Here is a 13,111-nt window from a genome sequence, read left to right on the forward strand (position 1 = left end):
AGCGAAAGCGAGTCTGAATAGGGCGTTTAGTACGTGGTCGTAGACCCGAAACCAGGTGATCTACCCATGTCCAGGGTGAAGTTCAGGTAACACTGAATGGAGGCCCGAACCCACGCACGTTGAAAAGTGCGGGGATGAGGTGTGGGTAGCGGAGAAATTCCAATCGAACCTGGAGATAGCTGGTTCTCCCCGAAATAGCTTTAGGGCTAGCCTTAAGTGTAAGAGTCTTGGAGGTAGAGCACTGATTGGACTAGGGGTCCTCATCGGATTACCGAATTCAGTCAAACTCCGAATGCCAATGACTTATCCTTAGGAGTCAGACTGCGAGTGATAAGATCCGTAGTCAAAAGGGAAACAGCCCAGACCGCCAGCTAAGGTCCCAAAGTGTGTATTAAGTGGAAAAGGATGTGGAGTTGCTTAGACAACTAGGATGTTGGCTTAGAAGCAGCCACCATTTAAAGAGTGCGTAATAGCTCACTAGTCGAGTGACTCTGCGCCGAAAATGTACCGGGGCTAAATACACCACCGAAGCTGCGGATTGATACCGATGGTATCAGTGGTAGGGGAGCGTTCTAAGGACAGTGAAGTCAGACCGGAAGGACTGGTGGAGTGCTTAGAAGTGAGAATGCCGGTATGAGTAGCGAAAGACGGGTGAGAATCCCGTCCACCGAATGCCTAAGGTTTCCTGAGGAAGGCTCGTCCGCTCAGGGTTAGTCAGGACCTAAGCCGAGGCCGACAGGCGTAGGCGATGGACAACAGGTTGATATTCCTGTACCACCTCTTTATCGTTTGAGCAATGGAGGGACGCAGAAGGATAGAAGAAGCGTGCGATTGGTTGTGCACGTCCAAGCAGTTAGGCTGATAAGTAGGCAAATCCGCTTATCGTGAAGGCTGAGCTGTGATGGGGAAGCTCCTTATGGAGCGAAGTCTTTGATTCCCCGCTGCCAAGAAAAGCTTCTAGCGAGATAAAAGGTGCCTGTACCGCAAACCGACACAGGTAGGCGAGGAGAGAATCCTAAGGTGTGCGAGAGAACTCTGGTTAAGGAACTCGGCAAAATGACCCCGTAACTTCGGGAGAAGGGGTGCTTTCTTAACGGAAAGCCGCAGTGAATAGGCCCAAGCGACTGTTTAGCAAAAACACAGCTCTCTGCGAAGCCGTAAGGCGAAGTATAGGGGGTGACACCTGCCCGGTGCTGGAAGGTTAAGGAGAGGGGTTAGCGTAAGCGAAGCTCTGAACTGAAGCCCCAGTAAACGGCGGCCGTAACTATAACGGTCCTAAGGTAGCGAAATTCCTTGTCGGGTAAGTTCCGACCCGCACGAAAGGTGTAACGATTTGGGCACTGTCTCAACCAGAGACTCGGTGAAATTATAGTACCTGTGAAGATGCAGGTTACCCGCGACAGGACGGAAAGACCCCGTGGAGCTTTACTGTAGCCTGATATTGAATTTTGGTACAGTTTGTACAGGATAGGCGGGAGCCATTGAAACCGGAGCGCTAGCTTCGGTGGAGGCGCTGGTGGGATACCGCCCTGACTGTATTGAAATTCTAACCTACGGGTCTTATCGACCCGGGAGACAGTGTCAGGTGGGCAGTTTGACTGGGGCGGTCGCCTCCTAAAGTGTAACGGAGGCGCCCAAAGGTTCCCTCAGAATGGTTGGAAATCATTCGTAGAGTGCAAAGGCATAAGGGAGCTTGACTGCGAGACCTACAAGTCGAGCAGGGACGAAAGTCGGGCTTAGTGATCCGGTGGTTCCGCATGGAAGGGCCATCGCTCAACGGATAAAAGCTACCCCGGGGATAACAGGCTTATCTCCCCCAAGAGTCCACATCGACGGGGAGGTTTGGCACCTCGATGTCGGCTCATCGCATCCTGGGGCTGTAGTCGGTCCCAAGGGTTGGGCTGTTCGCCCATTAAAGCGGTACGCGAGCTGGGTTCAGAACGTCGTGAGACAGTTCGGTCCCTATCCGTCGTGGGCGTAGGAAATTTGAGAGGAGCTGTCCTTAGTACGAGAGGACCGGGATGGACGCACCGCTGGTGTACCAGTTGTTCTGCCAAGGGCATAGCTGGGTAGCTATGTGCGGAAGGGATAAGTGCTGAAAGCATCTAAGCATGAAGCCCCCCTCAAGATGAGATTTCCCATAGCGTAAGCTAGTAAGATCCCTGAAAGATGATCAGGTTGATAGGTTCGAGGTGGAAGCATGGTGACATGTGGAGCTGACGAATACTAATAGATCGAGGACTTAACCATATAATATGTAGCAAATGTTATCTAGTTTTGAAGGAATATATATTAAAATTTCTTCTTGACATTTCGAAAGAAATGTTTATAATGATAAAAGTCTGGTAATGATGGCAGAGAGGTCACACCCGTTCCCATACCGAACACGGAAGTTAAGCTCTCTAGCGCCGATGGTAGTTGGGACCTTGTCCCTGTGAGAGTAGGACGTTGCCAGGCTAATATTATTCCGCAGTAGCTCAGTGGTAGAGCTATCGGCTGTTAACCGATCGGTCGTAGGTTCGAGTCCTACCTGCGGAGCCATTATGCTTCCATAGCTCAGCTGGTAGAGCACTTCCATGGTAAGGAAGAGGTCACCGGTTCAAGCCCGGTTGGAAGCTTGGGAATAGGTTTAAAACTTTTTTGGCCCGTTGGTCAAGTGGTTAAGACACCGCCCTTTCACGGCGGTAACACGGGTTCGAATCCCGTACGGGTCACCACTTTTGGAGGATTAGCTCAGCTGGGAGAGCACCTGCCTTACAAGCAGGGGGTCGGCGGTTCGATCCCGTCATCCTCCACCATATATATTTAAAATGTCGGAGGGGTAGCGAAGTGGCTAAACGCGGCGGACTGTAAATCCGCTCCTTCGGGTTCGGCAGTTCGAATCTGCCCCCCTCCACCATTTTCTTTAAAATAACCTGAGAGGGTTTATTTTTTTGAAAAGATAACCATACTAGTAAATATTAATGGGCTATAGCCAAGCGGTAAGGCAACGGACTTTGACTCCGTCATGCGCTGGTTCGAATCCAGCTAGCCCAGCCATTTACGAGCCATTAGCTCAGTTGGTAGAGCATCTGACTTTTAATCAGAGGGTCGAAGGTTCGAGTCCTTCATGGCTCATCATTTTTGCGGAAGTAGTTCAGTGGTAGAATACAACCTTGCCAAGGTTGGGGTCGCGGGTTCGAATCCCGTCTTCCGCTTAATTAATAAGGGGCCTTAGCTCAGCTGGGAGAGCGCCTGCCTTGCACGCAGGAGGTCAGCGGTTCGATCCCGCTAGGCTCCATCTAAATAAAAAAGCTTACATCATACGATGTAAGCTTTTTTTGTGTTTAAAAAGACAACTTTTATACTTGTCGTTTAAAATGAAGAAAACGTAAAAATAAGGGATGGGGAGATAATTGTGAAAGTTGTTATTGCATCTGATTCATATAAAGAAAGCCTAAAAGCTATAGAAGTATGTGGAGCTATTGAAAGAGGTTTTAGAGCAATTTTTCCTAATGCAGAGTATGTGAAAATACCAATTGGAGATGGAGGAGAAGGGACGGTTGAATCGCTTGTTGATGCTACAGGGGGGAGAATTATATCAATTAGTGTGACAGGACCGCTTAGAGAAGGTATACAAGCTTTTTATGGCATTTCTAAAGATAAAAAGACAGCGTTTATTGAAATGGCAGCAGCATCAGGATTACAGCACGTTCCAGTTGAAAAGCGCAACCCACTTATTACAACGACAAAAGGAACAGGAGAACTTATATTACATGCGCTAAATCAAGGAGTGGAGTACATAATTTTAGGACTTGGAGGAAGTGCTACAAATGATGGCGGGGCAGGTATGTTAGCGGCTTTAGGAGTAAGGTTTATAAATGGCAAGGGTGAAGTAATAGATCCATCTGGAGGCACATTACACTCGATTGTTACTATTGATTTTTCACGAATGGACCCACGCTTAAAGGGGGTAAAGATAGAAGCGGCATGTGATGTGGATAATCCATTAGTCGGAATGCAGGGAGCATCTTTCGTATTTGGGAGACAAAAGGGTGCAAATATAGAGATGATGAAAGAGCTAGATGAAAATTTACAACATTATGCGAATATGCTTAAACGATATGTATCTTTTGATGTATCTGAAATACCTGGTGCAGGGGCAGCGGGAGGAATGGGAGCGGCTGTTATTTCAGTGTTAAAGGGAGACTTGCGTAGGGGCATTGAAATTGTATTAGATTATACAAATTTCGATAAACATATAGAAGATGCAAATCTTATTATAACTGGTGAAGGTAGAATAGATAAACAAACTGCATATGGAAAGGCTCCTGTGGGTGTTGCGGGGCGTGCAAAACGTTTTTCTGTGCCTGTAATTGCTATTGGAGGGTCTGTATCATCTGATTATTCAGCTGTGTACGAGAAAGGAATAGATGCGGTATTTAGTATTACAACGAGACCGATGACACTAGAAGAAGCATATAAAGTAGCAGAAGAAAATATTGAAATGACAACGAAGAATATTGCAACAGTATGGAAAATAGCATCAGAAAAACACTTCTAAATATAGGAGTGTTTTATTATTATTATTTAATAATAGTGATTGCGATTGTTTCATTAAGTTAACTTTATACATAGAATAGTCTTAAAATTTGGTTTTCAACGTGAATATAAGTGAATAAATTGTATATCCATACAGAAAAATGTCGAGTTGAGTCAGACTATATAAAAGATTTAAAATATTTAGTGAAGGCATAAAAGGGGGATACTATCTATGAAAAAAGAAATCTCAGTTATTGGAGTTCCAATGGATTTAGGACAGATGCGTCGTGGAGTTGATATGGGACCGAGCGCGATCCGTTATGCAGGGGTAATTGAAAGAATTGAAGAAATTGGATATGACGTTAAAGATATGGGAGATATATGTATAGAGAGAGAAAAAGAGATAGATGAAAATACAAAATTAAGAAACCTTACACAAGTTGCAACTGTATGTAATGAATTAGCAAGTAAGGTGGATCATATTATAGAAGAAGGTCGTTTTCCACTTGTATTAGGTGGTGACCATAGTATTGCTATCGGTACATTAGCTGGTGTAGCAAAACATTATAAAAACTTAGGCGTTATTTGGTATGATGCACACGGTGATTTAAATACAGAGGAAACTTCACCATCTGGAAATATTCATGGTATGTCACTTGCAGCAAGTTTAGGTTATGGACATTCTTCACTTGTAGATTTATACGGAGCATATCCAAAGGTGAAAAAAGAGAATGTCGTAATTATCGGTGCGCGTGCATTGGATGAAGGAGAAAAAGATTTCATTCGCAATGAAGGTATTAAAGTGTTCTCAATGCATGAAATTGATCGTATGGGGATGACGGCTGTGATGGAAGAAACAATCGCATATTTATCTCATACCGATGGTGTACACTTATCATTAGATTTAGATGGTCTTGATCCTCATGATGCACCAGGTGTTGGAACACCTGTAATTGGCGGTCTATCTTATCGTGAAAGTCATTTGGCGATGGAAATGTTAGCAGAAGCTGATATTATCACATCTGCTGAATTTGTTGAGGTAAATACGATTTTAGATGAGAGAAATAGAACGGCAACAACAGCAGTTGCTTTAATGGGTTCTTTATTCGGTGAAAAACTAAAATAAATGTAAGAAAAGCAACTGAGAAGTTGCTTTTTTTATTTGAAAATAAGCGTATAATAATGATTTATATTATACTGTACAATAAAAATGTTTGACATCTTACCAATTTGAGCTAAAGGGGGTTGTTTGTAATTGTCGTTTGTTTCATGTATGGTATAATTAACTAGTTGTTGGAAATACATACAGATAGAGCATAAAACAATATTTCAATATATGGATAGAATTGCTCGTAAGTAGGAGGAAGGGATAGCATGCCTTTTGAAGATACGACCATTTTGAAATATCTTAGTACGGCATTAGATATTGCCATTGTATGGTTTATTATATATAAGCTAATTCTTATAATCCGAGGGACGAAAGCTGTTCAACTTTTAAAAGGGATTACAGTTATTATCGTCGTTAAGATGATCAGTATTTTCCTTGAATTGCGTACGCTATCTTGGCTAACTGAACAAGTATTAACGTGGGGATTTTTAGCCGTTATTATTATCTTTCAGCCAGAATTGCGAAGAGCACTTGAGCAGCTAGGGCGCGGGAGTTTATTTTCGCGTGTTGGAACGCATGAGGATGATGAACCTGAAATGGTTGCAACAGCGATAGCAAAAGCAACCGAATATATGGGGAAACGTAGAATTGGTGCATTAATTACTTTGTCAAAAGAGACCGGTATGGGTGATTATGTGGAAACGGGTATTCCGCTTAATGCAAACGTATCATCGGAATTACTTATTAATATTTTTATTCCAAATACACCTCTTCATGACGGAGCGGTAATTATGCAAGGAAGTACAATTAAAGCAGCAGCATGCTATCTTCCATTATCAGAAAGTCCGTTTATTTCTAAAGAATTAGGAACTAGACATCGTGCTGCAATGGGAGTTAGTGAAGTTACTGATAGTATTACAGTAGTTGTGTCTGAAGAAACTGGTCAAATTTCTTTAACGAAAAATGGTAAGTTGCATCGTGATTTGAAGACAGAACAGCTGAAAGATATGTTATTAGCTGAATTTAGTGGAAACGAAAAAACGACTTCTTCGTCTTTATGGAATTGGAGGAGAAAGCGTCATGGATAAGTTAATGGAGAATCATTGGTTTTTAAAAGGGATCTCATTACTATTGGCGTGTATGCTTTTTATGTCAGCGACGTTAACTGAAAAAAATACGACATCAGGTATATTACCTTTTGCAAATGATACGAAAGAAACATTAACTAATTATGCTATTAATCTTAAGTATGATGAGGAAAAATATATTGTAAGTGGTATTCCGGCAGAGGGCGTTAAAGTAAAATTAGAAGGCCCAAAAGCATCAGTTGCTACAGCAAAAGCAAAAAAACAATTTGACATACCGGTTGATTTGCGAGATAGTCCAAAAGGAACTTATGAGATTTCTTTAAAAACGAACGGGCTTCCAGATGATGTGAAAGGAACAGTTCAGCCATCAACAATTAAAGTTACTCTTCATGAAAAGGCGAGAAAATATGTTCATGTAGATCTGAAATTATCAAATGAGGATCAGATGCCAGCGGGGGCTACTCTAGAAAAATCAAGCCTTAAACCGGATACTGTTGAGGTAGTTGGGACGAAAGAAGAAATTGAAAGCATTTCATCTGCCAAAGCGTATGTTGATTTAAAAGGTGTTAATAAAACTGTTACAAAAACTCCCGAAGTTACATTATACAATAAAGAAGGAAAACGTTTAAATGTAAGAACAAGTCCATCTAAGATTAGTGTAACGTTGAATGTGGCAACGCAAACTACAGCCAATAATACTGAAAAAACTGTTCCTGTAACGTATACGAAGAAGGGGAGTTTAGCAGAAGGATTGGCGGTTACAAATATCAGTGTTGAACCGAGAGAAGTAACGATAGCTGGTCCAAAAGATATTTTGGATAATATACAATCTCTAGAGGGGGTCGAAGTAGATCTTAGTCAATTGACAGAGTCTACAACATTCGATGCCTCTGTTTTATTACCCAAGGGTGTAACAAGTGCAAAACCGAATCAAGTGAAGGTTTCGGTGGGAGTGCAAAAAACAAAACAAACGAAAACAAAAACGATTGATGGTATCCCAATCCAGAAAAATGGACTGTCTAAAGATGTTACTGCTCAGCTACTTTCGCCGCAAGATGGAAAGATAAGTGTTGATATTTCAGGAGAAGCAAGTATAGTAGATAAAATAACAGCTGCTCAAATAACAGCGGTAATTAATCTGCAAAATGTATCCTCAGGGACGAAAGATATTTCAATTCAAGTGAGCGGTCCTGGTAATATTTCAATAGAGCCAAAACAAAAAAGTGCTAAAGTTACTATTGTGAAGAAAGAAAAACCAGATAAAGAAGTACAGGGTAACGGTCAACAACCCGATTCAAATACGGATCAAGAAAATCAAAATGAGAAACCAAAAAATCCTGAACCTGATTCAGAAAAAGAACAGGAAAAGAATCAAAACCAAAATCAAAATCAAGATAAAGATAAAGAAACGAGTCAAGAACCAACAGTAGATAATCAAAAAGAGCAAGAAAAAGGAGCGAATCATAATGGGTAAATATTTTGGTACAGATGGAGTACGCGGAGTTGCAAATAAGGAGTTAACACCTGAATTAGCTTTCAAAATTGGACGTTTTGGTGGTTATGTATTAACAAAAGATACAGATCGTCCAAAAGTAATTATCGGTCGTGATACACGTGTATCTGGTCATATGTTAGAAGGAGCTTTAGTAGCAGGCCTATTATCAACTGGAGCAGAAGTAATGCGCCTTGGCGTTATTTCTACACCGGGCGTTGCTTATTTAACAAAAGCACTAGATGCACAAGCGGGTGTTATGATTTCTGCATCTCATAATCCAGTACAAGATAACGGTATTAAATTCTTTGGTTCAGACGGCTTTAAATTAACAGATGAGCAAGAAGCTGAGATTGAAGCTTTATTAGACAAAGAAGTTGATGAACTACCACGTCCGACAGGTACTAATCTTGGACAAGTGAGCGATTACTTTGAAGGTGGACAAAAATATTTACAGTACATTAAACAAACTGTTGAAGAAGATTTCTCTGGCCTACATATCGCTTTAGATTGTGCACATGGTGCAACTTCTTCTCTAGCTCCATACTTATTTGCAGACCTAGAAGCTGATATTTCAACAATGGGAACTTCTCCAAACGGTATGAATATTAATGAGGGTGTAGGATCTACACATCCAGAAGGCTTAGCTGAATTGGTAAAAGAAAAAGGTGCGGATATCGGACTTGCTTTTGATGGCGATGGCGACCGTTTAATTGCTGTAGACGAAAAAGGAAACATCGTTGACGGTGATCAAATTATGTTCATTTGTGCGAAATATATGAAAGAAACTGGTCAATTAAAACATAATACAGTTGTTTCAACTGTTATGAGTAACTTAGGTTTCTACAAGGCACTTGAAGCAAATAATATTACAAGTGATAAAACAGCAGTTGGTGACCGCTACGTAATGGAAGAAATGAAGCGTGGAGGTTACAACCTAGGTGGAGAACAATCAGGCCACATTATCTTACTTGATTACATTACAACTGGTGATGGAATGTTAAGTGCACTTCAACTTGTAAACATCATGAAAATGACGAAAAAGCCATTATCTGAGCTTGCAGGAGAAATGACGAAATTCCCACAATTGTTAGTAAACGTTCGTGTAACAGATAAAAAATTAGCATTAGAAAATGAAAAAATTAAAGAAATTATTCGTGTTGTAGAGGAAGAAATGAACGGTGATGGCCGTATTCTTGTTCGTCCATCTGGAACAGAGCCACTTATTCGTGTAATGGCAGAAGCACCAACACAAGAAGTTTGTGATGCATATGTACATCGCATTGTAGAAGTTGTGAAAGCCGAAGTTGGCGCTGAATAATTAGCTGAATTTATATGAAAAAGGAGCACAAAAAGTGCTCCTTTTTCATATGTTTTATAGACGATGAAAAAAATTTCATTGACGGTTTATCCATGTTTGTTATAAGATGGTCTTGTTCTTTTTCTCAAAGGAAATATTGTAAATTATAAAAGCGCCAGAACTACAAATAGTGTAGTTGACGAGGTGGGGTTTATCGAGATTTCGGCGGATGACTCCCGGTTGTTCATCACAACCGCAAACTTTTACTTAAATCATTAAGGTGACTTAGTGGACAAAGGTGAAAGTGTGATGAGAGAAGAGGAACGGATGAAAACTAGCTGTATAAGTATATACGGACTTAAACCCAATCGAGAGGAAGGTGAAAGCCGTTACAAGCTTACAGGGCTAGCAATATGTAATCCGTTTTTTAGTATAAATAAAAATGGTATCGGACTATGTCGTTACATGTTCGCAGAGCAGTGTAAGCATTTGTAACGGCGACTAAACATGTGTGGAATCGTAGGATTTATTGGAGAGCAAGATGCAAAGGAAATTTTATTAAAAGGTTTAGAAAAGCTAGAATATCGTGGATATGATTCAGCAGGTATTGCAGTACAAGCAGAGAACGGTGTTGTTGTATACAAAGAAAAAGGCCGTATCGCAAAACTTCGTGAAATCGTAGATGAGAACGTAGCAGCAAGCGTGGGTATCGGACACACACGCTGGGCTACACACGGTGTTCCAAGTAAGGTAAACGCGCATCCGCATCAAAGTACATCAAAACGCTTTACATTAGTTCATAACGGTGTAATTGAAAACTATGAATTAGTGAAAAAGGAATATTTACAAGATGTAACGTTCGTAAGTGAAACAGATACAGAGGTTATCGTACAGCTTATGGAACAACAAGTGAGCACAGGATTAAGTGTAGAAGAAGCGTTCCGTAATACGCTATCTCTTTTACATGGCTCTTATGCAATCGGATTACTTGATGCTGAAAATCCAAACATGATTTATGTTGCTAAAAACAAAAGCCCGCTATTAGTAGGTGTTGGTGACAACTTTAATGTTGTGGCAAGCGACGCTATGGCGATGTTACAAGTTACAGATCAATTTATTGAGCTAATGGATAAAGAAATCGTAATCGTAACGAAAGAAAGTATTACAATTAAAAACTTACAAGGTGAAACGATTGAACGTGCACCGTTTACAGCGGAATTAGACGCAAGTGATATTGAAAAGGGAACATATCCTCATTTCATGCTTAAAGAAATCGATGAGCAACCACTTGTAATCCGTAATATAATTCAAAAGTATCAAGATGAAAATGGCGAAATTGAATTAAATCAAGACATCCGCAATGCGATTTTAGATAGCGATCGTATTTACATCATTGCATGTGGAACGAGTTATCATGCAGGTCTTGTTGGAAAACAATTTATCGAGAAGTTTGCAAAAATGCCAGTTGAAGTACACGTGGCAAGTGAATTCTCTTACAACATGCCATTATTAACAGAAAGACCATTCTTCATTTACATTTCACAAAGTGGTGAAACAGCTGATAGCCGTGCAGTACTTGTGCAAACAAATGAAATGGGCCATAAAGCATTAACAATTACAAACGTGCCTGGTTCTACGCTTTCTCGTGAAGCTGATTATACACTTCCGTTATACGCTGGACCAGAAATTGCAGTTGCATCAACGAAAGCTTACACAGCACAGCTTGCAGTACTTTCAATTTTAGCGGCTGATATTGCTAAAGCAAAAGGTGAAGTTCTTGATTTCGATTTAACACACGAACTAGGACTTGTAGCAAATGCAATGATAGAACTTTGTGATCAAAAAGAAGAAATGGACGCATTAGCAAAACAATTTTTAGCGACAACGCGTAACTGTTTCTTCATCGGACGTAGCGTAGACTTCTACGTAGGATTAGAAGGTGCGTTAAAACTAAAAGAAATCTCTTACATCCAAGCAGAAGGATTCGCTGGAGGAGAGTTAAAACACGGTACAATCGCTTTAATCGAAAATGGTACACCAGTTATCGCACTTGCTACACAAGAGCACGTAAACCTTGGAATTCGTGGTAACGTGAAAGAAGTAGTAGCACGCGGAGCTAACCCATGTATCATCTCAATGAAAGGCTTAGAAATGGAAGGTGACAGCTTCGTATTACCAGCTGTACACGAAGCACTAGCACCGCTAGTAGCAGTTATTCCATTACAACTTATCTCATACTACGCAGCGCTTCACCGCGAGTGTGACGTTGATAAGCCACGTAACTTAGCTAAGTCTGTTACTGTTGAGTAGGAGATTGGTAGGTTAATAAATATAGTTATACGTTTGAAATAAATTAAAACTAAGAAAAAACTCTGTAAAAATCATTTTACAGAGTTTTTTTAGTTATTTATTGTTTTACATAACAAATTGTTACTTGTTCGTCTATGTGGAAAATCTGTAACGCTTTACCATCTAAATTTTTAACCTCATATGATGAATAAATAGGTCTTTCCAATTTCACTTCTTGACCATTTTGAGTTCCTTTTTCCACCATTAGCGTTAACTGATGGGAAGAAACGTCTGCTTGGTATGTTCCTGTTAAGTAATTATCTTTATTTGGATAAGAACCATTTGCATATGTTTCAAATGTCTTATCTGCTTTTAGGACTAACGTAGTATTGACTCCGTCTCCGTAATCAATACCCCAATTACCTACAAGCTCTGTACCGTCTTTATAGTTGTTCTGTACATTCTTAAACTTAGCGGAATCCTCGTCTGGTGTATCAATTTTTCCTTTGAATATACCAGTTTTATCTTGGGTACTGTATGTTTTAACTGTATTACCACTAGATAAACTCGGTGAGTTAGAAGAACTAGTACCACTTGTTGTAGAAGTAGTTGTTGAACCACCCTTAGCTTCCGCTTTTAACTTATCAAATACAGGTTTCCAAATGCGTTTTGCTTCATCTAATTTATTGTTTGCTTTATCTATGATTGCATCATCCGTATCTTTAAGTGTTTTAGAGTAATCAAATAACTTCGATACTTCTTTGAAAGATTCTTTTAACTTTTGAACAGCTTTTACAATTTCCTTATGATCTTCCTTGTATTTTCCTGGTGCATCTATACGCTCTATTTTATTAAATACTTTATCTAAGTCTTTAATACTATCTCGTACCTCTTCATTTGACTTACTTCCCTTTTTATTATCCCTCACAGAAGCATCATAGTAATCTAGACGTCTTAATAAGTCTTCTTCAATGTCTACCATAAGTTGTGGGTAATCCTCAGGTAAAACCATAATCATCTTAACATCTTTACTTTCTTCTTTTGAGTTAGTTGATTTTTCCTTTGTTTCAGATGATTTACCTTCTGACTTAGTTGAATTTGTTCCTTCTGTCTTAGTTTCTTTACTTTCTTGTTTACCAGATTCAGCATTTGTTTTTTCTTTTTCTCCAAATAAATTTGTTACACTACAAGCTGACATAGAAACTACTAATCCGGATGCTAGTAAAATTTTACCTGTACTCTTTTTGAAATTCTTCATATGATTTTTCAATTCTCCCTTTGAAAACATAAAATAGATGTGCTTTAGCCCCTTT

Annotated in this window: 8 protein-coding genes, 9 tRNA genes and 2 rRNA genes (1 of these 19 running past the window's edge); 18 read left to right on the forward strand and 1 reads right to left on the reverse strand. The window is 40.0% G+C overall.

What is annotated here, in order from left to right:
• The 18 genes from NST90_RS00825 to glmS form a co-directional block, all read left to right on the forward strand.
• Positions 1–2,250, forward strand: a 23S ribosomal RNA gene (locus NST90_RS00825) (it extends 672 nt beyond the left edge of the window).
• Positions 2,251–2,341: 91 nt separating this feature from the next.
• Positions 2,342–2,457, forward strand: a 5S ribosomal RNA gene (gene rrf, locus NST90_RS00830).
• Between the two features lie 9 nt (positions 2,458–2,466).
• A tRNA-Asn gene (locus NST90_RS00835) sits at positions 2,467–2,541 on the forward strand.
• Between the two features lie 4 nt (positions 2,542–2,545).
• Positions 2,546–2,618 (forward strand) — tRNA-Thr (locus tag NST90_RS00840).
• 24 nt (positions 2,619–2,642) lie between these two features.
• Positions 2,643–2,717: transfer RNA gene (locus NST90_RS00845), tRNA-Glu, on the forward strand.
• A 5-nt stretch (positions 2,718–2,722) separates the two neighbouring features.
• Positions 2,723–2,798: transfer RNA gene (locus tag NST90_RS00850), tRNA-Val, on the forward strand.
• A 17-nt stretch (positions 2,799–2,815) separates the two neighbouring features.
• A tRNA-Tyr gene (locus NST90_RS00855) sits at positions 2,816–2,899 on the forward strand.
• 65 nt (positions 2,900–2,964) lie between these two features.
• Positions 2,965–3,039 (forward strand) — tRNA-Gln (locus NST90_RS00860).
• Between the two features lie 5 nt (positions 3,040–3,044).
• Positions 3,045–3,117: transfer RNA gene (locus tag NST90_RS00865), tRNA-Lys, on the forward strand.
• Between the two features lie 8 nt (positions 3,118–3,125).
• Positions 3,126–3,197: transfer RNA gene (locus NST90_RS00870), tRNA-Gly, on the forward strand.
• Between the two features lie 10 nt (positions 3,198–3,207).
• Positions 3,208–3,280, forward strand: a tRNA-Ala gene (locus NST90_RS00875).
• Between the two features lie 117 nt (positions 3,281–3,397).
• Positions 3,398–4,543 (forward strand): glycerate kinase, encoded by a 1,146-nt coding sequence (locus NST90_RS00880; protein WP_000869592.1) that lies wholly within the window; start codon positions 3,398–3,400, stop codon positions 4,541–4,543.
• A 210-nt stretch (positions 4,544–4,753) separates the two neighbouring features.
• Positions 4,754–5,647, forward strand: coding sequence for an arginase (rocF, locus tag NST90_RS00885; RefSeq protein ID WP_000711563.1), 894 nt, complete (start codon positions 4,754–4,756; stop codon positions 5,645–5,647).
• A 248-nt stretch (positions 5,648–5,895) separates the two neighbouring features.
• Positions 5,896–6,717: a diadenylate cyclase CdaA gene (gene cdaA, locus NST90_RS00890; protein ID WP_001115697.1), complete on the forward strand. Its 822-nt coding sequence runs from the start codon at positions 5,896–5,898 to the stop codon at positions 6,715–6,717.
• Positions 6,710–8,191 (forward strand): CdaR family protein, encoded by a 1,482-nt coding sequence (locus NST90_RS00895; protein WP_000359601.1) that lies wholly within the window; start codon positions 6,710–6,712, stop codon positions 8,189–8,191. The genes cdaA and NST90_RS00895 overlap by 8 nt, the downstream gene beginning before the upstream one ends.
• Positions 8,184–9,530: a phosphoglucosamine mutase gene (glmM, locus tag NST90_RS00900; RefSeq protein WP_000521476.1), complete on the forward strand. Its 1,347-nt coding sequence runs from the start codon at positions 8,184–8,186 to the stop codon at positions 9,528–9,530. Before NST90_RS00895 ends, glmM begins: the two co-directional genes overlap by 8 nt.
• Positions 9,531–9,818: 288 nt before the next feature.
• Positions 9,819–10,004, forward strand: a complete 186-nt coding sequence (locus tag NST90_RS00905) for a hypothetical protein (protein WP_001206405.1) — start codon at positions 9,819–9,821, stop codon at positions 10,002–10,004.
• A 12-nt stretch (positions 10,005–10,016) separates the two neighbouring features.
• Positions 10,017–11,819: a glutamine--fructose-6-phosphate transaminase (isomerizing) gene (glmS, locus tag NST90_RS00910; RefSeq protein ID WP_000334163.1), complete on the forward strand. Its 1,803-nt coding sequence runs from the start codon at positions 10,017–10,019 to the stop codon at positions 11,817–11,819.
• Positions 11,820–11,916: 97 nt separating this feature from the next.
• Here the strand turns inward: glmS and NST90_RS00915 are convergent, their stop codons facing one another.
• The gene (locus NST90_RS00915) at positions 11,917–13,056 is read right to left on the reverse strand and encodes a DUF3994 domain-containing protein (protein ID WP_046393133.1); all 1,140 of its coding nucleotides are present in this window, start codon (positions 13,054–13,056) and stop codon (positions 11,917–11,919) included.
• Positions 13,057–13,111 lie beyond the last annotated feature (55 nt).

Origin of the sequence: Bacillus sp. FSL E2-8900, from assembly GCF_037966225.1 — a bacterium.
In the GTDB taxonomy this organism is placed as follows: Bacteria; Bacillota; Bacilli; order Bacillales; family Bacillaceae_G; genus Bacillus_A; species Bacillus_A cereus.

Bases quoted from the DNA above. Each gene is read 5' to 3' on its own strand.
- cdaA (WP_001115697.1), top strand. From the start codon at position 5,896: ATGCCTTTTGAAGATACGACCATTTTGAAATATCTTAGTACGGCATTA.
- NST90_RS00895 (WP_000359601.1), top strand. From the start codon at position 6,710: ATGGATAAGTTAATGGAGAATCATTGGTTTTTAAAAGGGATCTCATTA.
- glmS (WP_000334163.1), top strand. From the start codon at position 10,017: ATGTGTGGAATCGTAGGATTTATTGGAGAGCAAGATGCAAAGGAAATT.
- glmM (WP_000521476.1), top strand. From the start codon at position 8,184: ATGGGTAAATATTTTGGTACAGATGGAGTACGCGGAGTTGCAAATAAG.
- NST90_RS00905 (WP_001206405.1), top strand. From the start codon at position 9,819: ATGAGAGAAGAGGAACGGATGAAAACTAGCTGTATAAGTATATACGGA.
- NST90_RS00915 (WP_046393133.1), bottom strand. From the start codon at position 13,056: ATGAAGAATTTCAAAAAGAGTACAGGTAAAATTTTACTAGCATCCGGA.
- rocF (WP_000711563.1), top strand. From the start codon at position 4,754: ATGAAAAAAGAAATCTCAGTTATTGGAGTTCCAATGGATTTAGGACAG.